This window comes from Rhodococcus sp. 2H158 (assembly GCF_053764755.1).
In genome coordinates this window covers 77,484-94,730 of record NZ_JBSNCE010000007.1, presented here as the reverse complement: position 1 = coordinate 94,730, position 17,247 = coordinate 77,484, and the positions used below count along the sequence as shown (strand labels likewise).

The 17,247-nt window shown below is 69.6% G+C and carries 17 protein-coding genes; 11 read left to right on the top strand and 6 right to left on the bottom strand.

Features of this window, described 5'->3' with window-relative positions:
- Nucleotides 1-53: 53 nt before the first annotated feature.
- Genes couN through couM form a run of 3 tightly spaced genes read left to right on the top strand, consistent with a single transcriptional unit; the run spans nucleotide 54 to nucleotide 2,361 of the window.
- A complete protein-coding gene (couN, locus tag ACWPOB_RS08620) occupies nucleotides 54-965 on the top strand; it encodes a 4-hydroxyphenyl-beta-hydroxyacyl-CoA dehydrogenase (RefSeq protein ID WP_100055051.1) in 912 nt (303 codons plus the stop codon).
- Nucleotides 962-1,852 carry a 4-hydroxyphenyl-beta-ketoacyl-CoA hydrolase gene (couO, locus tag ACWPOB_RS08615; RefSeq protein WP_072634133.1) on the top strand — a complete coding sequence of 297 codons (891 nt, stop codon included), beginning with the start codon at nucleotides 962-964 and terminating at the stop codon, nucleotides 1,850-1,852. Before couN ends, couO begins: the two co-directional genes overlap by 4 nt.
- A 29-nt stretch (nucleotides 1,853-1,881) precedes the next feature.
- Nucleotides 1,882-2,361, top strand: a complete 480-nt coding sequence (gene couM / locus ACWPOB_RS08610) for a p-hydroxycinnamoyl-CoA hydratase (RefSeq protein ID WP_050034483.1) — start codon at nucleotides 1,882-1,884, stop codon at nucleotides 2,359-2,361.
- An 82-nt stretch (nucleotides 2,362-2,443) separates the two neighbouring features.
- Here couM and ACWPOB_RS08605 read toward each other — a convergent pair whose 3' ends face one another.
- Nucleotides 2,444-3,001, bottom strand: a complete 558-nt coding sequence (locus tag ACWPOB_RS08605) for a TetR/AcrR family transcriptional regulator (protein ID WP_100055050.1) — start codon at nucleotides 2,999-3,001, stop codon at nucleotides 2,444-2,446.
- A 100-nt stretch (nucleotides 3,002-3,101) separates the two neighbouring features.
- Between ACWPOB_RS08605 and ACWPOB_RS08600 the strand changes: the two genes are divergently transcribed.
- Nucleotides 3,102-3,488 carry an SPW repeat domain-containing protein gene (locus tag ACWPOB_RS08600; protein WP_100055049.1) on the top strand — a complete coding sequence of 129 codons (387 nt, stop codon included), beginning with the start codon at nucleotides 3,102-3,104 and terminating at the stop codon, nucleotides 3,486-3,488.
- Nucleotides 3,489-3,574: 86 nt separating this feature from the next.
- On the opposite strand, the gene ACWPOB_RS08595 is transcribed toward ACWPOB_RS08600, so the two are convergent.
- Entirely contained in the window at nucleotides 3,575-4,606 is a 1,032-nt protein-coding gene (locus ACWPOB_RS08595) for an aspartate-semialdehyde dehydrogenase (RefSeq protein WP_006932608.1), read from the bottom strand.
- A gap of 5 nt (nucleotides 4,607-4,611) precedes the next feature.
- Entirely contained in the window at nucleotides 4,612-5,877 is a 1,266-nt protein-coding gene (locus tag ACWPOB_RS08590) for an aspartate kinase (protein ID WP_006932606.1), read from the bottom strand.
- Nucleotides 5,878-6,052: 175 nt separating this feature from the next.
- Here ACWPOB_RS08590 and ACWPOB_RS08585 point away from each other — a divergent pair, with 175 nt between their 5' ends.
- The gene (locus tag ACWPOB_RS08585) at nucleotides 6,053-7,255 is read left to right on the top strand and encodes a low temperature requirement protein A (RefSeq protein ID WP_455400553.1); all 1,203 of its coding nucleotides are present in this window, start codon (nucleotides 6,053-6,055) and stop codon (nucleotides 7,253-7,255) included.
- A 15-nt stretch (nucleotides 7,256-7,270) separates the two neighbouring features.
- Here ACWPOB_RS08585 and ACWPOB_RS08580 read toward each other — a convergent pair whose 3' ends face one another.
- On the bottom strand, nucleotides 7,271-8,488 hold the full coding sequence (locus tag ACWPOB_RS08580) for a DUF4185 domain-containing protein (protein ID WP_455400552.1): 1,218 nt from the start codon (nucleotides 8,486-8,488) through the stop codon (nucleotides 7,271-7,273).
- Nucleotides 8,489-8,844: 356 nt separating this feature from the next.
- Here ACWPOB_RS08580 and leuA point away from each other — a divergent pair, with 356 nt between their 5' ends.
- From leuA to ACWPOB_RS08560, 4 genes are all read left to right on the top strand, one after another.
- Nucleotides 8,845-10,653 (top strand): 2-isopropylmalate synthase, encoded by a 1,809-nt coding sequence (gene leuA, locus ACWPOB_RS08575; RefSeq protein WP_050034480.1) that lies wholly within the window; start codon nucleotides 8,845-8,847, stop codon nucleotides 10,651-10,653.
- 155 nt (nucleotides 10,654-10,808) lie between these two features.
- Complete coding sequence (locus tag ACWPOB_RS08570; RefSeq protein WP_455400551.1) at nucleotides 10,809-11,183, top strand: PLDc N-terminal domain-containing protein; 375 nt, start codon at nucleotides 10,809-10,811, stop codon at nucleotides 11,181-11,183.
- 25 nt (nucleotides 11,184-11,208) lie between these two features.
- A complete protein-coding gene (locus ACWPOB_RS08565) occupies nucleotides 11,209-11,991 on the top strand; it encodes a crotonase/enoyl-CoA hydratase family protein (protein WP_455400550.1) in 783 nt (260 codons plus the stop codon).
- Nucleotides 11,992-12,297: 306 nt separating this feature from the next.
- Nucleotides 12,298-12,588, top strand: a complete 291-nt coding sequence (locus ACWPOB_RS08560) for a hypothetical protein (RefSeq protein ID WP_029547150.1) — start codon at nucleotides 12,298-12,300, stop codon at nucleotides 12,586-12,588.
- 35 nt (nucleotides 12,589-12,623) lie between these two features.
- Here ACWPOB_RS08560 and ACWPOB_RS08555 read toward each other — a convergent pair whose 3' ends face one another.
- A complete protein-coding gene (locus ACWPOB_RS08555) occupies nucleotides 12,624-13,997 on the bottom strand; it encodes a potassium channel family protein (protein ID WP_455400549.1) in 1,374 nt (457 codons plus the stop codon).
- A gap of 155 nt (nucleotides 13,998-14,152) precedes the next feature.
- Here ACWPOB_RS08555 and ACWPOB_RS08550 point away from each other — a divergent pair, with 155 nt between their 5' ends.
- A complete protein-coding gene (locus tag ACWPOB_RS08550; RefSeq protein WP_455400548.1) occupies nucleotides 14,153-15,406 on the top strand; it encodes a MurT ligase domain-containing protein in 1,254 nt (417 codons plus the stop codon).
- Nucleotides 15,399-16,106, top strand: coding sequence for a type 1 glutamine amidotransferase (locus ACWPOB_RS08545; RefSeq protein ID WP_006934533.1), 708 nt, complete (start codon nucleotides 15,399-15,401; stop codon nucleotides 16,104-16,106). The genes ACWPOB_RS08550 and ACWPOB_RS08545 overlap by 8 nt, the downstream gene beginning before the upstream one ends.
- A 175-nt stretch (nucleotides 16,107-16,281) precedes the next feature.
- Here the strand turns inward: ACWPOB_RS08545 and ACWPOB_RS08540 are convergent, their stop codons facing one another.
- A complete protein-coding gene (locus ACWPOB_RS08540; protein WP_100057415.1) occupies nucleotides 16,282-16,998 on the bottom strand; it encodes a GAF and ANTAR domain-containing protein in 717 nt (238 codons plus the stop codon).
- Nucleotides 16,999-17,247 lie beyond the last annotated feature (249 nt).

Below are 17,247 nucleotides of genomic sequence, written 5' to 3'. Positions count from 1 at the left end.
ATAGATGTTCCTATGTGATTGGGAGTACATCAGCTCGAGCAACGGAGGATCTCGTGGACCTCAGCAACAAAGTCGCCGTCGTCACCGGTAGCGGACAGGGCCTCGGCCTCGCCTACGCCACCGAGCTGGCACGTCACGGCGCCGCGGTCGTGATCAACGACGTCGACCGGGCCACCGCCGATGCCGCCGTCGCGACGATCACCGCCGCGGGCGGACGCGCCGTCGCCGTGGTCGCCCCCGTCGGCCCCACCGAGACAGCGAGGAAGCTCGTCGCCGCCGCGGTCGAGCACTTCGGCCGCCTCGACGTGATGGTGACCAACGCCGGCATCCTGCGCGACAAGGTGCTGTGGAAGATGACCGACGACGACTTCGACGCCGTGATCGACGTGCACCTGCGCGGCACCTTCACGTGCGTGCGCGAGGCCGTGCTCCGCTTCCGCGAGCAGGGCGAGGGCGGGCGCATCATCGCCATCGGCTCCCCCGCCGGCCAGCGTGGCAACTTCGGCCAGACCAACTACTCCGGCGCCAAAGCCGCCGTCGTCGGCATGGTCCGCACCTGGGCGATGGAACTGCAGCGCGCCGGCATCACCGCCAACGCCGTGTGCCCCGTCGCCGTCACGGCGATGACCGAGACCGTGCCGATCTTCGCGCCCTACATCGAGCAGATGAAGCAGACCGGCGAGCTGCCCGCGGTCATCCGCCGCGAGGTCGGCATGGGCACCCCCGAGGACGTCGCGGGCCTGATCGCCTTCCTCGCCTCCGACGACGCCGACGACATCACCGGTCAGGCGTTCTCCGTCGGCGGGGATCGCCTCGCACTGTGGTCGCACCCGCAGCTGACCGCCACCGCCTTCCACGACGGCGGCTTCTCCGCCGACGACGTCGCCGCCCAGTGGCCCATCGTGTTCGCCGACCGCGTCGAGTCCGTCGGCGAGGAATTCCCCGAGGAGGTGCTCGCCAAGTGAGCCGCTACGAGTACGGCATCGACTTCGACAAGATCGACGCCCTCGATATCCACACCCACGTCGAGATCGACGGCTGCGGCCACCGGTCCATGGACGACGAACTGATGGCCGCGTCGGAGAAGTACTTCAAGTCCGGCGAGGAGCGCACCCCGACCATCAAGTCCATCGCCGAGCACTACCGCGAGCGGAACATGGCCGCGGTCGTGTTCACCGTCGACGCGCAGTCGGCCACCGGCCACGCCCCGAACTCGGTCGAGGAGATCGCCGAGTTCGCCGCCGAGAACAACGACGTGCTCATCCCGTTCGGCTCCGTCGACCCCCTGCAGGGCAAGGCCGCCGTCAAGCGGTTGCGCCGCCTGGTCGACGAGTACGGCGTCAAGGGCTTCAAGTTCCACCCGAGCATGCAGGGCTTCGAGCCCAACGACCGGCGCTTCTACCCGCTGTACGAGGCCCTCGTCGAGGCACAGGTGCCGGCCCTGTTCCACACCGGACAGACCGGCATCGGCGCGGGGCTGCCCGGCGGGCACGGCATCAAGCTGCGCTACTCCGACCCGATGCTGCTCGACGACGTCGCCGCCGACTTCCCCGATCTGACCATCGTCATGGCCCACCCCGCTGTACCGTGGGTCGACGCGCAGATCTCCATCGCCACCCACAAGGCGAACGTCTACCTCGACCTGTCCGGCTGGTCGCCGAAGTACTTTCCGCCGCAACTGGTCAAGGCCGCGAACACGATGCTGCGCCGCAAGGTGCTGTTCGGATCCGACTTCCCGGTCATCCAAGTGGATCGATGGCGCAACGATTTCGCCACTCTCGACATCAAACCCGACGTAGCCCCGATGATCTTCAAGCAGAACGCGCTGCGCGTTCTCGGCATCGAGCGCTGACGTCGGTACCTGCGAACCGAGGAGTTCCCATGACCATTCCCGCCACCGCCACCACCCACGTCGCCACCCTGGACGATCTCGAGGCACTCGTCGGGCAACCGCTCGGCGTCAGCTCGTGGCTGCCCGTCGAGCAGGACCGCATCCAGACCTTCGCCGACGCCACCGACGACCACCAGTGGATCCACCTCGACGTCGAACGGGCGAAGAAGGAAAGCCCCTTCGGCGGCCCCATCGCCCACGGTTACCTCACGCTCTCCCTGATCATCCCGATGTGGAGCGAGGTGCTGAAGGTCGACAGCGTGACCATGGCCGTCAACTACGGCCTGAACAAGGTCCGCTTCACCAACCCCGTTCCGGCCGGCGGCAAGGTCCGCCTCAACGCCACGCTGAAGTCGCTCGAGAAGCTGCCGAAGGGCGGCGTGCAGATCACGATCGACGGCATGATCGAGCTCGAGGGCAGCGAGCGGCCCGCCGTCGTCGTCGAGGCGGTCTACCGCATGTTCGAGTAGCGGCCGCCGCCTGCAGCCGAGCGAATGTACCCTTCCGTCGATCTACAAGGGGGAAGGGTACATTCGCTCGTTTCAGGACGGCTCACGGTTGCACGAACGCGGGCAGCAGCGTCTGCGCGACCCGTTCGTTCCAGTCGGCGTCGATGTCACCGCTCCGGGCCCGTTCCGCGAAGTAGGCACCGACGATGCAGTCCAGGAATGTTTCGACGTCGAGGTCGGCTCGCACGAGTCCCCGCGAGATGTGGTGTCGCACGACCTCGGTCAAGGTGCTGCGGTGGCGCACGAGCACCGAGCGGATGAGACCGGTGAACGCGGGATCCGCATCGGTCACCAGCGCGGCGAGGCCACCGAAGCCGACGCCCCCGTCGACCGAACGCAGGGACTGCTCGGCCAGCCACGTCAGTACCTGGTGCGCCGTTGCGTCCGGATCGGGAGGCGCGGGCTGCGCAATCGGCTCCATCACCGCGGTGAGCATCTCGTCCCGGTCGCGGTAGCGGCGGTAGATGGTGGTGCGGGCCATGCCCGTGTGTGCGGCCACGGCCTCGATCGTCACTGCCTTGGGTCCCTTGCGACGGAGCAGCTCGAGCACGGCGTCGGCGATGCGTTCCTCCGGCGTGGCAGTCCCCTCACCTTGCCGCATGCGCCACTCCTGTCCGCTGTCTCGACTTACGACAATCCTACAACAACGCTACACTTAATGTAGCTACGCAACATGTAGCGATTCGAAGAGAGGCACGCACATGAAGATCTCGAACTCGTCGGCCGGAGCGATCGCCCTGATCCTGGGCATCGTCACCATGACCGCATCGGTATGGTTCGACACCACCCCCGTCGGCTCCGGTGTCACTCTCGGACTGGGCGCCATCGCCGCGATTTACGCCCTGTGGTCGCTGATCGCCCGGGATCCGACCAAGGACCACTGGTCCCTGTCCGTCGTCGGTCTCATCCTGTTCATCTCGCCGTGGATCGGGCAGTTCGCCGGCGACGGCGCGGCCTGGACCGCTTGGATCGCGGGGGCGTTGATCATGCTCGTCGGCGGCGCCGCGTACCTCGCCGACGAGTCCGCCGACGTCGCGGCGGCGACCCGGGAAGAGGAACGACGCACGTATGCGTCGACGGCCCACTGAAACGCCGAGGGGGAGGTTGTCGGCGACATCACTCGATCGATGTCGCGACAACCTCCCCCTCGGTGACCACCTCGAGGCGGATGAATCTACACCAGCAGCTCCGCGATCTGGATCGTGTTGAGGGCGGCGCCCTTCCGCAGGTTGTCCCCCGAGACGAACAGCGCCAGACCGCGCCCGTCCGGCACACCCGGGTCCTGACGGACCCGGCCCACCAGCGACGGATCCTGGCCCGCGGCCTGCAGCGGCGTCGGAACGTCCACGAGCCGCACGCCGGGGGCGTTCGCGAGCAGTTCCTTCGCGCGCTCCACCGACAGCGGGCGTTCGAACTCGGCGTTGATCGACAGCGAGTGGCCGGTGATCACCGGCACGCGCACGCAGGTACCCGACACCAGCAGGTCCGGCAGTCCGAGGATCTTGCGGGACTCGTTGCGCAGCTTCTGGTCCTCGTCGGTCTCGCCGCTGCCGTCGTCGACGAGGGAGCCGGCCAGCGGCAGCACGTTGAACGCGATCGGCGCGACGTACTTGTCCGGGGCCGGGAAGTCGACGGCGCTGCCGTCGTGCACCAGCTTCTCGGCGTCGCCGATGACGGCGCGCGCCTGGCCGAGCAGTTCGTCGACGCCGGCGATGCCGCTGCCGGAGACAGCCTGGTAGCTCGAGACGATCAGCCGCTGCAGTCCGGCCTCGTCGTGCAGGACCTTGAGCACCGGCATCGCGGCCATGGTGGTGCAGTTCGGGTTGGCGATGATGCCCTTGGGCGGGTTCTTCGCCTCCTGCGGGTTCACCTCGCTCACGACGAGGGGAACCTCGGGATCCTTGCGCCAGGCCGAGGAGTTGTCGACGACGGTCGCGCCGGCGGCGGCGAACCGCGGCGCCTGCGCACGCGAGAGGGTCGCACCCGCCGAGAACAGGGCGATGTCGATGCCCTTCAGATCCTCGTCGGAGGTCGCCGCTGCGTCCTCCACGACGATCTCCTCACCGCGGAACGGCAGCTTCTTGCCGGCCGAGCGGGCCGACGCGAAGAACCGCACCCGGTCGGCGGGGAAGTTGCGCTCTTCGAGCAGGGTGCGCATGACGATGCCGACCTGTCCGGTGGCACCGACGACAGCGAGAGTGGTCACAGCGATTACCGTCCCGTTCCGGCGTGGACGACGGCTTCTTCCTCGCCGCCGAGTTCGAACGCGGCGTGCAGGGCGCGCACCGCGTCGTCGAGTTCCGTGTCGTCGACGAGCACCGAGATACGGATCTCCGACGTGGAGATGAGGTCGATGTTGATGCCCGCACCCGCGAGGGCCTCGCAGAACTTCGCCGTGACGCCCGGGTGGCTCTTCATGCCGGCGCCGACGAGCGAGACCTTGCCGATGTGGTCGTCGAACAGCACCTGGGTGAAGCCGATCTCCTCCTGCTGCTTGCTCAGCAGCTCCACGGCGCGCGGGCCGTCGCCCTTGGGCAGGGTGAAAGTGATGTCGGTCTTGCCCGTCTCCACCTTGGAGATGTTCTGCAACACCATGTCGATGTTGATCTCGGCGTCGGCGACGGCGCGGAACACCTTCGCGGCGTAACCGGGGGTATCGGGCAGGCCGACGACGGTGACCTTGGCCTCGCCGCGATCGTGCGCGACGCCGGTGATCAGAGCCTCTTCCACGGGGATGTCCTCCATCGATCCGGACACGATGGTGCCGGGCTTGGTGGTGTACGACGAACGAACGTGCACGGGCACGTTGTAGCGGCGGGCGTACTCGACGCAGCGCAACATGAGCACCTTCGCGCCGCACGCCGCGAGCTCGAGCATCTCCTCGAACGAGACCTTCTCGAGCCGCTGCGCGTCCTTGACGATGCGCGGGTCGGCGGTGAAGACGCCGTCGACGTCGGTGTAGATCTCGCAGACATCGGCGTTCAGCGCCGCGGCCAGGGCGACGGCGGTCGTGTCGGATCCGCCGCGGCCGAGGGTGGTGATGTCCTTGCTGTCCTGGCTCACGCCCTGGAAGCCGGCGACGAGGACGATGCTGCCCTCGTCCAGCGCGGCCCGGACGCGGCCGGGGGTGACGTCGATGATCTTCGCGTTGCCGTGGCTGCTCGTGGTGATCACGCCGGCCTGCGAGCCGGTGAACGACCGCGCCTCGGCGCCGAGCGAGTGAATCGCCATCGCGACCAGGGCGTTGGAGATCCGCTCACCGGAGGTGAGGAGCATGTCCATCTCCCGCGCCGGCGGCGCCGGGCACACCTGCTGGGCGAGGTCGAGCAGCTCGTCGGTGGTGTCGCCCATCGCCGAGACCACGACGACGACATCGTTGCCCGCCTTCTTGGTCTCGACGATCCGTTCAGCGACGCGCCGGATCCGCTCGGCCGTCGCGACCGAGGATCCTCCGTACTTCTGGACGACGAGTGCCACGCTGGCGAACCTCCGGGGTCTTGGGTGCAAGTCCAGGGGACCAGCTTACCGATGCGGCCTGGAGGGACGGGGCTCGACCTGCCCCGGCACCCGGCAGCCGACCGATAGCGACCTCCGGCGAGGAGCGGAATCGTCGGGCGTGACAGCGGTCTCGGGTGGTGACAGCATCTCCGGCGTGAGCATCGGCAGACGCCTCCAGGTCCGAGCGGTGGACGAACGTTCCTCCGCCTCCCCCATCGAGTTGTTCTTCGATCTCGTGTTCGTCTTCGCCCTGACCCGGGTCACCGACCTCATGGCGGTGGACACCCGCGGCGTCGACGTGCTGCGCGCCGCCCTCGTCATGGCGGTGCTGTGGTGGGTGTGGGTCGGCTACTCGTGGCTGGGCAATCTCGCCCGTGCCGACGAGGGCCTCATGCGAGTGGTGATGTTCGCTGCGATGGGGGCCGTGTTCGTCGTCGCCCTGACGATCCCCGAGGCGTTCGACGACATGCCGGGTGGCCTCGACGGACCGGTGATCTTCGCGGTCGGCTACTTCGCCGTGCGCCTGATCCACCTGTCGACGTTCCTCGTCCTGAGCCGGGACGATCCGCAGCTGCGGCGGCAGGTGCTCCGATTCCTTCCGAGCATGCTGGCGGGGACGGCGTTCCTGCTGATCGCCTCGCAGCTGTCCGGACCCGCGCAGACGGTGCTGTGGATCCTCGCCCTCGCCGGCGACTACCTCGGCACCTTGGCCGGGGGCACCGGGTGGCGGCTCCGCTCGGTGAGCCACTTCGCGGAGCGGCACGGACTCATGGTGATCGTCGCCCTCGGTGAGTCGATCGTCTCGATCGGGATCGGCGTCGCGGCGCTGCCGATCTCCTGGGCGATCATCGTCGCGTCACTGCTGGGTCTGTCCGTCTCGGCGCTGCTGTGGTGGGCGTATTTCGACGTCACGTCCCTGGCCGTCGAGAAGGCCTTCGACGCGGCGACCGGGACCCGGCTGATCCGGATCGCCCAGCGTTGCTACAGCTACGCACACCTGCCGATGGTGATCGGAATCGTCATGCTCTCGCTGGGCCTGAAGAAGATCCTCGCCTACGTCGGGGACGGGAACCATCATCGGCTCACCGATCCCCTCCAGGGCTGGCCGCTGGTCGGCCTCTACGGCGGGGCCGCGCTCTATCTCCTCGCCCTGGTGTTCTTCCGCGCCTACGCGACCGGTCGCATCGAGATCCCCCGGGCGACGACGGCGGTCGTCCTGCTCGCACTCGTTCCCGTGGTCGGGCACGTCCCGGCGCTGGCGACCCTCGGCATCCTGGTGGCGGTGCTGCTCGTCCTCATCGGGTACGAGACCGTCCGTTATGCCGAGCCGCGCGAGACGATCCGTCACGGGGGCTGAGCCCGGACGGGCGGCTCATCCCGCGACGGTCGTGCGCAGCAGCATGACGTTGTAGTCGCTCCAGCGTGACGCGACGAAGTACAGGTCGTCGCCGCTGGACCACGGGTGGATGTACGGCGCGTACAGGCCGCCGATCTGCGCGCTGGTGACGACCGCCCGCGGCGCGCTCCACGGCCCCTCCGGCCGCGCGCTCGTGCGCATCTCGATCTGCCCGCGTTCCTCGTTGCCGTAGAGCATGACGAAGGTGCTGCCCGTCCAGTGCACCGACATCTCGCCGACCGGGGCGTCGACGACGGGGACCGCCGTATCGATCCCGCCGAGGACCCAGTGGGTGCCGGTCCAGAACTCGTAGGCAGTGAGGTCGCGGATCTGCGCCTCGGGCACGCGCGAGACGTAGGCCGGGCCGAAGCGCCCGTCGGGCGTGCCGAAGTCGTAGACGTAGCCCTCGTGCTTCACGTACGCGTGCTGTTGGAAGTTGCTGTTGCCCGTCGCCAGTTGCTGGACGCCGGGGACCTCGACGGGGGTGTTCACCCGCGCGGTGGCCGGGTCGACGGTCCATGTCTCACCGTTGTCGGTCGAGTACGCGACGGCCGAGGCGTTGGTCCACCACTCGCCCGGATCGCCCCAGGCGCGCACCGACATGAAGTTGATGTACTGCGTGCCGCCGACCGAGATGCCGGCGGTGGGCACGACGGTGGTCTCGACCCCGTCGATCCCGATGCTGCCGAGGATCTCGCGGGCGAAGTTCGGGTCGGAGGGGAGCACCGGCGCCCCGGAGTAACGATCCCCGGGTCGGGGGTCGGGGACGGCGATGCCGTCCGACAGCTCGGTGTCGCCGCTGCGCATGAGGATGTTGCGGCGCCATTCGTCGCCCTCGGCCGTGCAGTCGCCGAAGGTGTCTCCGAAGGCCATGAGCACCTGCCGGCCGGGGCCAGGGCCGCCGTTGTCCCACATGATTCCCAGATCCGTGCCCGAGACGGAGAAGCGGGTGTCGGTCCGGTTCGGGCTGCGCGGTCCCGTGACCCAGGCGACGGTGCGGGTGGGCCCGGAGGTGATCGTCGGGAGCGGTCCCTGCGGCGTCCCGGCACCGGGGTTGCTGCTGCCGAAGCCGCTGCTTCCGGACCCGGAGCCCCCGCACGGTTCCGCCTGAGCGGTGGCGGCGAACGGGACCGCGCAGCCGAGCGCGAGCAGCAGCGCCGAGGAGAACGTCGTCGCCGGCCGGACCGCCCTCATGAGCCCTCCTCCCTGCCGGGTGACCGAAACGCGTCTTCCCCGATACTCCTGTGACCAATGGTGCTTGTGTGACGAATGAGGTCAACGTATTGGATCGGCGGGGCTCGCGACAGCGCCCTCCGTATCGATCGGGTCACGGTCGTACGGCCTGCTCCGCTCGGCCCCGGCAGCGGAATCCCCGCATCCCCGGGTGGGCTCCGGCGGGGGCGAGCGAGTACACTGCCTGGCATGCAGCGCGCGCTTCTCCTCGGCCGCCGCGGCGGGATCTGACCAGACCGGCTTCCCGTCGCGGGGTGTGGTCGCGCCGGTCGTATCCTCATCCGGGCTCACCGGTCCCCTTTTTTTGGAGTTACGTCATGTCACCCGCCGACGCATTCACCTCCGGCTCGCGCACTATCACGCCGCCGAGCAAGCCCGCCCCCGCCGATCAGCCGGCGTGGAACACGCAGAAGAACTCCTCGATGCCGACCTACCGGTACCGGCCGTTCGCCGAGGAGGTCGAGCCGGTCACGCTGCCGGACCGCACCTGGCCGGACAAGGTCATCGACCGGGCCCCCGCCTGGTGTGCCGTGGACCTGCGTGACGGCAACCAGGCGCTCATCGACCCCATGAGCCCCGCCCGCAAGCGGCGCATGTTCGACCTGCTGGTACGCATGGGCTACAAGGAGATCGAGGTCGGCTTCCCGTCGGCGAGCCAGACCGATTTCGACTTCGTCCGAGAAATCATCGAGGACAACGCGATTCCCGACGACGTCACCATCCAGGTGCTGACGCAGGCCCGCCCCGAGCTGATCAAGCGCACCTTCGAGGCGTGCGCCGGGGCCCACACGGCCATCGTCCACTTCTACAACTCGACGTCGATCCTGCAGCGCCGCGTGGTGTTCAAGGCGGACAAGGACACGGTCAAGAAGATCGCCACCGACGCGGCCGAACTGGTACTCGAGGAGGCGAAGAACCACCCCGACACGAACTGGCGGTGGGAGTACTCCCCCGAGTCGTACACCGGCACGGAACTGTCGTACGCCAAGGAGGTGTGCGACGCGGTCGTCGACACCCTGGGCGCGACCCCCGAGAACCCCGTGATCATCAACCTGCCGGCGACGGTCGAGATGGCCACGCCGAACGTGTACGCCGACTCGATCGAGTGGATGCACCGCAACCTGGCCAAGCGCGACTCGATCATCCTGTCGCTGCACCCCCACAACGACCGCGGCACCGGCGTCGCGGCGGCCGAACTGGGCTACCAGGCCGGCGCCGACCGCATCGAGGGCTGCCTGTTCGGCAACGGCGAGCGCACCGGCAACGTGTGCCTGGTCACCCTCGGTCTGAACATGTTCAGCCGCGGCGTGGACCCGCAGATCGACTTCTCCAACATCGACGAGATCCGCCGCACCGTCGAGTACTGCAACCAGCTGCCCGTGCCCGAACGGCACCCCTACGGCGGCGACCTGGTCTACACCGCCTTCTCGGGCAGCCACCAGGACGCCATCAACAAGGGCATGGACATGATGAAGGCCGACGCCGACGCGGCGGGCACCGACGTCGACGACCTGACCTGGGCGGTGCCGTACCTGCCGATCGACCCGAAGGACGTCGGCCGCAGCTACGAGGCCGTGATCCGGGTGAACTCGCAGTCCGGCAAGGGCGGCGTGGCGTACATCATGAAGCACGACCACGGCCTGAACCTGCCGCGGCGGCTGCAGATCGAGTTCTCGCAGGCGGTGCAGCGCGTCACCGACGGTGAGGGCGGCGAGGTCAGCCCCAAGGAGATGTGGGACATCTTCCACGAGGAGTACCTGACCCCGATCACCCCGCTCGAGCGGATCCGGCAGAAGGTCGCCGCGGCCGAGACCGACGACGGCACCGACACCGTCACCGCGGTCGTGAAGTATCACGGCAAGGAACAGGAGATCACCGGGTCCGGCAACGGCCCGCTCGCCGCCTTCGTCGACGCCCTGGAGACCCTGGGCTACCAGGTGGCGGTCCGCGGCTACGCCGAGCACGCCATGTCGGCCGGTGACGACGCCCTCGCGGCCGCGTACGTCGAGGCGGACGTGACCCGGCCCGACGGGGTCTCGGCCCTGGTCTGGGGTGTCGGAATCGCGCCGTCCATCACGACGGCGTCGCTGCGCGCGGTGGTCTCGGCGGTGAACCGGGCCCACTGAGCCCTCCGGTCCCGCGAACACGGCGACAAACGGCGCGAATTCGGACGAACGCGGCGGTACTCTTTCGCAGGAGTGCCGCCGCGTGTCCGTTTGTCGGCCGGGCGAATCTCGGTTCGGATCCGTCTCCGCACGTGCCCCACGAAAGGGAGCGTCACATGGATTTCTGGGACATCATCTGGTTCATCATCGTCAGCTTCGCGTTCATCGCGTACCTGATGGTGCTCTTCTCCATCATCGGGGACCTGTTCCGCAACCACCAGCAGTCCGGCTGGATCAAGGCGATCTGGATCGTCTTCCTGATCTTCCTGCCGTTCCTGACCGCCCTGATCTATCTGATCGTCAACGGCAAGGGCATGGCCGAGCGCTCCGCGCGGGAGTACGCCCAGGTCAAGCAGGCCCAGGACAGTTACATCCGCGAGGTCGCCGGCAAGTCCCCCGCCGAGCACATCGCCGACGCAAAGGCCCTGCTCGACGCGGGCACCATCACCGAGACCGAATACCAGGCGCTCAAGGCCAAGGCGCTGTCCTGACGCCGCCCCCGGGGGGATCACGACGATGACGTCCGATCCGGTTCGGGTCCGCCGCGACGGGCCCGTCACCACCATCGGGATCAACCGTCCCGAGGTCCGCAACGCGGTCGACCGGGAGACGGCGCAGGCGCTCGCCGACGCCTTCCGCGCCTTCGACGCCGACGACGAGGCGGCGGTCGCCGTCCTGCACGGCGAGGGAGGCACCTTCTGCTCCGGCGCCGACCTGAAGGCGATCAGCGAGGGACGCGCGAACCGGGTCGCCCCGGACGGTGACGGGCCGATGGGCGTGTCGCGGATGCGGCTGTCCAAGCCCGTCATCGCCGCGATCTCGGGCCACGCCGTCGCGGGCGGGCTCGAGCTGGCGCTGTGGGCCGATCTGCGCGTCGCCGAGGAGGGGGCGGTGCTGGGCGTGTTCTGCCGCCGCTGGGGCGTGCCGCTGATCGACGGCGGCACGGTGCGGTTGCCGCGGCTCATCGGCGAGAGCCGCGCGATGGATCTCGTCCTGACCGGCCGTCCCGTCGAAGCCGACGAGGCGCTGCGCATCGGGCTGGTCAACCGGCTCGTGCCCGCCGGGCAGGCGCTCGCCGCGGCCCGCACGCTCGCCGCCGAGATCGCCGCCTTCCCCCAGACCTGCCTGCGCCGGGATCGTCTCTCGCTGCTCGAGCAGCACGGTCTCGACGAGGACCAGGCCCTGCTCAACGAGTTCCGGCACGGCACGGTCTCCCTGGCCCACGACACGCTCGAGGGCGCCTCCCGGTTCGCCGCCGGCGCCGGGCGGCACGGCAGCTTCAACGAATCCGGCACCTAGCCGGAGCCGTCCCACACCACATGGCCGTCGGCCCGCACAGTCAGGAAACTCGTGACCGCGGCGACGGCACACGCGCCGCGGCATCAGCGAACATGTCGGGGTGAACGAAGCATCCGGAGCAGAGAACGAACCGATGCCGTCCGAGGCCAAGGACGTCGGCCCCCTCTTCCATGACACGAAGGCTGACCTGCAGCCGGGGGACTTGCTGAAACCGCCCCTCGCGCACTCCAGGCTGTTCGCAGCCGGTTGACGTTCTGTGTCCCGGTTCCCGGACCGAGAGGACCGTATAGGCAGGGGGAATCGCAGATGTACGTCCTACCGCGCACCCAGCTGGGGAAGCGCGCGTTGTGGCTGCTGCTACCCGTGCTGCTCTACCCCCTGTACTGGTCCGTACTGCGCCTGATCCCCGACTCGTGGCGGGCTCTCAGCATTGCGGCAGGCATTGCCATCATCGGGCTCGCTGGCGTCTCGCTGGTCACGGCAGGCCTGGCCATCTTCCGGAAGGGGGAGCGGTCGATTCTCCTTGTCGTGATCGCCTCCCTCACGCTTCTACTCGTCGTCGCCTTCGCTGTTGGCGAGGCCTTCGGCGGTCGCTGACGTCGGGACGGTGCTCTCCGGCATACCACCGACGTCTACCGCAGGCTCGTCCCCACGCCCGCAGCCGACGTGTGCCGGCATCCACCCGGCGACGCGATCGGCAGCTCCTCGAACCGGCCGTCCGGGAAGCGCAGGTGCACATGCACCGCACCGGCGACCACCCCCAGCGGCTCGCGACCCAGCAGGCGCGCGAGCACGTACGTCGCGCTCAGGCTGGTCACGTCGCGGATCACGCCCAGCGGCAGCAGCGAGCCCGTCTCGGCGAGCACCTCGCGCTCGCCCGCGCGCAACACCAGCCGCAGGCCCGGCGCGACGCCCTGGACGGCGAGCGAGACCGCGACGTTGTCCCGGTCGTCGGAGCCGACCGCGGCGAGCGCCGCCGCGCGATGCACCCCGACGCGTTCGAGCAGCCGCCGGTCGCCGCCGTCGCCGACCACGGCGGGAATGTTCAGGTCGCGCACGAGCCGCAGGTTGCGGGCATTGGTGTCCCGCTCGACGCCCACCACCGGGATGCCGAGGTCCCGCAGCTCCCGGCACAGCCGCAGGCCCACCTGCCCGAGGCCCACCACGATCACGTGCCCGGAGCGGGGCAGCGACCGGGGGCCGAGCAGCGCGGTCAGGCGGGGGCCCAGCAGCCGGTCCACCACCCCGGCGGTGAACATGGCGGTGAACACGATCGTCGCCAGCATCGCGGTCGACGCTATCGCGGCGTACGCCTCGTTGCCGTGCGGATCGGCCGCCGGGCCCACCGTCGTGACCACGCGGACCGCCTCGTGGAACGCGTCGATCGCCCCCTTGCCCTCCCCGAAGGTCAGCCAGGCCCAGTCGCCGAACAGCACCGCCGCCAGGCCGAGCAGCCCGGCCAGCAGGATGCGGGTGCCGGTCTCGTGGGTGCGCAGCACCGCGGTGAGCTGCCCGGCCCACCGCTGCCACACCATCCGGCGCGGCACCGCGACGGGCACCTCGTCGAGCACGTCGCCGGCCACGCGGATGCCGCGCGGTTCGCGGGTGGAGGTCACGGCCAGCAGGTCGGGTGCCACGCACGGCCCGGCCAGGGAGGCCACGGCGAGATCCGCCGGTGACGTCACGTCGCACTGCGGCAGGAACCGTGCGAGCTGATCGCCGATCGTGCGGTCGAAGATCGTCGCGACCATCGGTGCGTCCGGCTGCAGGTGCGCCGCGGCGAGCGCATACCGCAGCGCGACCACGTCGTCCTGCAGGAGCACCGCGATCCCGGCGACCGGCGGCCGGTCCAGGAGGGCCCGCAGCTCCTCGTCGTCGGGCCGGGGCGCGTGCCGCACCGCGCAGCCGAGGTCGACGAGCGAGGCGCAGACCCGGCGCGCGACGGTGGTGTCGCCCACCACGACGTACGTCCCGGTGTTCCCGCCGGTTCTATCCGCCTCCGCCACGGCGACCACCTCCCCGCCTCAGGGGACCACGCAACCTGCGGCGGCGCATCCGGCGGCGCGGTCGCTGTGAGCGATTCCCGCAGCGTAGCGGCGTGTGACCGTGCGGACACGGCCGCGCCGCGGCGGTGCCGGCGCCGCTGTGGAAAACTCGCGACGTGGGTACAAGCACTCGAATCACCGGGCGCGGGCGGCTGGCGCTGCGCGCGGCGAAGGCCGCCTCGTGGGCGTCGCAGAAGGCGGGGCGCGGCAAGGGGTCGATGATCGGCGGCCTCGTCGCGCTGAAGATCGATCCGCGCCTGATGGAACAGCTCGGCCGCGGCCGTCGCACCGTCCTGGTCACCGGCACCAACGGCAAGTCCACCACCACCCGGATGACGGCCGCGGCCCTGGAGACGATGGACGCCGTCGCCACGCAGGCCGACGGGGCGAACATGGACGCCGGCATCGTCGCCGCGCTGGTCGCCCACCAGGAGGCGCCGCTCGCCGCGATCGAGGTCGACGAGCTGCACACCCCGCACGTCGCGGACGCCCTCGACCCCGAAGCGATCGTGCTGCTCAACCTCAGCCGCGATCAGCTCGACCGCGTGGGTGAAATCAACATGATCGAACGCAAGCTGCGTGCGGGTCTCGAACGCCACCCGGACGCGGTGGTCGTCGCCAACTGCGACGACGTGCTCGTCACCTCCGTCGCCTACGACCACCCGAACGTGGTGTGGGTGGCGGCCGGTGCCGGCTGGTCGAGCGACTCGGTCAGCTGCCCCCGCACCGGTGAGCCGATCCTCTGGGAAGACGGGCGCTGGCATAGCACGGGCTCGGATTTCGCACGGCCCGAACCGGATTGGTGGGTCGACGACGAGAATCTCTACGGGCCGGACGGTCTGGTGCTGCCGATGACGCTGACCCTGCCCGGGCGCGCCAACCGCGGTAACGCCGCTCAGGCGGTCGCCGCGGCGGTCGCCCTCGGCGCCGAACCGGCCGCGGCCGTCGCGGCGGCGGGTGTCGTCGAGGAGGTCGCCGGCCGGTACAAGACCGTGCAGGTGGGTCCGCATTCGGTGCACATGCTGCTCGCGAAGAACCCGGCCGGGTGGCAGGAGGCCCTGTCGATGATCGACCCGACGGTCGACGGTCTCGTCATCGCGGTCAACGGGCAGGTGCCCGACGGGGAGGACCTGTCGTGGCTGTGGGACGTGCGGTTCGAGCACTTCGAGAGCGTGCACGTGGTGGCGTCCGGCGAGCGCGGCACCGATCTGGCCGTGCGGCTGACCTACGCCGGGGTCGAGCACACGTTGGTGGCGGATCCGATCCGGGCCATCGCGTCGTGCCCGCCGGGACGAGTCGAGGTCCTGGCCAACTACACCGCGTTCCGGGATCTGAACACCGCCCTGGCGAAGGGAGCCGCGCATGTCTGAGTCCACCGTGCGGATCGGGCTCGTGCTGCCCGACGTGATGGGCACCTACGGCGACGGCGGCAACGCGCTGGTCCTGCGGCAGCGCCTGCGGATGCGCGGGCAGGACGCCGAGGTCGTGTCGATCAACCTGACGGACCCGGTGCCCGAGTCCCTGGACCTGTACACCCTCGGCGGGGCCGAGGACTCGGCGCAGCGCCTCGCCACTCGGCACCTGCAGCGCCATCCGGGCCTGCAACGGGCGGTCGAACGCGGGGCGCCGGTACTGGCGATCTGCGCGGCGATCCAGGTGCTCGGCAACTGGTACCAGACGTCGGCGGGCGAGCGCGTCGACGGCGTCGGCCTGCTCGACGTGACCACCGCTCCGCAGCAGACCCGGGCCATCGGCGAGGTGGTCACCACTCCCCTCGTCGAGGGCCTGCGCCTGCCGCTGACCGGATTCGAGAACCACCGCGGCGGAACGACTCTCGGCCCCGCCGCCCGCGCACTGGGCCGGGTCACCCGAGGCGTCGGCAACGGCGTGGGCGACGGCGTCGAAGGGGTCGTCCAGGGCTCGGTGGTCGGCACGTACATGCACGGGCCGGTGCTGGCCCGCAATCCCGAGCTGGCGGATCTGCTGCTGACCCGCGCGCTCGGCGTGGACTCGCTGCCGCCGCTGGACCTGCCGGAGGTCGAGCAGCTGCGCCGCGAGCGACTCGCCTGACCCGCCGCTCGGACGGAACCGCCCCCAGACAGGGGTTCGGCCCGGGAATCGCTTTCGCAACCTCCGGGCCGGATCTCTGCTTCACGAGCCTCTGTCGTCCTCGGACGTCTGCTCGATTCGCACTATTGATGTTACCTGCATCACACCCGGAAGGCAAGGGGTGGAGGTCCGAGGTTCAGCTACTCCCCTTCGTCTCGCGGCGATGCTGGTCGACGACGGTGCGGGCCAGCTCCGCGACCTTGACGTTTACCTGCTGCGATGTCCGGCGGAGGAGATCGAACGCCTCGTCGTCGGAAATCTTGTTCAGTGCCATCAGGAGACCGATCGCCTTGCCGATCTCCCGATTGCTCTCGATGCCGTTGCGGAGCGACGCGACGTCCTCGCCCCGGGAGACGGCGGCGACGGAGACAGCCGCGAAGGCGGCCAGGACGGTGCCGTGCGCGGCGGCCGCGAGGTCGAAGGCCCCCGGCGTGTCGGAGAACAGGTTCAGCGACCCGACCTTGCGGTCGTCGACCCGTAATCGGAATCCCATCGCCCCGCGCACGGGCGTCTGCCTCACGACGCCGGGAGCCAGGTGCGGCCACTGCTCGGAGACACTCAGGTCCGGCTCGATCTGGGCGGCTTCTTCCTCGATCGCATCCAGGCACGGCCCCTCGCCGGTGGCGCGCTCGAGGTCGTCGACGTGCCGCGCGACGACGTCGGAGGCGCCGACGGTGACGTACGCCCTGCCTTCCCGCAGCATGAGGCTCGCATGGTCGCAGCCGGGAACCAGCATCGTGGCGGCCACACAGATCGCGGCGTACGCCTCCGAGGGGTCTGCGCCGCGATAGACGATCTCGGCGAGTGCGGCGAACACCGTCGCCGGATCAGCCGCGGTCTGTCCGTTCTGCATGAGCGCTCCTCGACCTCTTCGCCGTGCCCTTCCGCGTGGGGCGTCGGATCGCCATTCAACCAGACACGCCGGAACGCCCTCCGAGCCGCCGGACGGCGAATTCGCGCCCTACATGCGAATTCGGGGCGGTCCGGCGGTCCGGCGGCTCGAGTTGGACATCCGTTCGAGTAGCGCCGCGCGCTGTGATGCGGTACAACACATCGGCATTGGTTTTGTGAACCAAGTCACGATTTGCTTGCAGGGGGATAA

Bases quoted from the DNA above. Each gene is read 5' to 3' on its own strand.
- ACWPOB_RS08605 (WP_100055050.1), bottom strand. From the start codon at position 3,001: ATGCGGCAAGGTGAGGGGACTGCCACGCCGGAGGAACGCATCGCCGAC.
- ACWPOB_RS08600 (WP_100055049.1), top strand. From the start codon at position 3,102: ATGAAGATCTCGAACTCGTCGGCCGGAGCGATCGCCCTGATCCTGGGC.
- ACWPOB_RS08580 (WP_455400552.1), bottom strand. From the start codon at position 8,488: ATGAGGGCGGTCCGGCCGGCGACGACGTTCTCCTCGGCGCTGCTGCTC.
- ACWPOB_RS08570 (WP_455400551.1), top strand. From the start codon at position 10,809: ATGGATTTCTGGGACATCATCTGGTTCATCATCGTCAGCTTCGCGTTC.
- ACWPOB_RS08565 (WP_455400550.1), top strand. From the start codon at position 11,209: ATGACGTCCGATCCGGTTCGGGTCCGCCGCGACGGGCCCGTCACCACC.
- ACWPOB_RS08560 (WP_029547150.1), top strand. From the start codon at position 12,298: ATGTACGTCCTACCGCGCACCCAGCTGGGGAAGCGCGCGTTGTGGCTG.
- ACWPOB_RS08545 (WP_006934533.1), top strand. From the start codon at position 15,399: ATGTCTGAGTCCACCGTGCGGATCGGGCTCGTGCTGCCCGACGTGATG.
- ACWPOB_RS08540 (WP_100057415.1), bottom strand. From the start codon at position 16,998: ATGCAGAACGGACAGACCGCGGCTGATCCGGCGACGGTGTTCGCCGCA.
- leuA (WP_050034480.1), top strand. From the start codon at position 8,845: ATGTCACCCGCCGACGCATTCACCTCCGGCTCGCGCACTATCACGCCG.
- couM (WP_050034483.1), top strand. From the start codon at position 1,882: ATGACCATTCCCGCCACCGCCACCACCCACGTCGCCACCCTGGACGAT.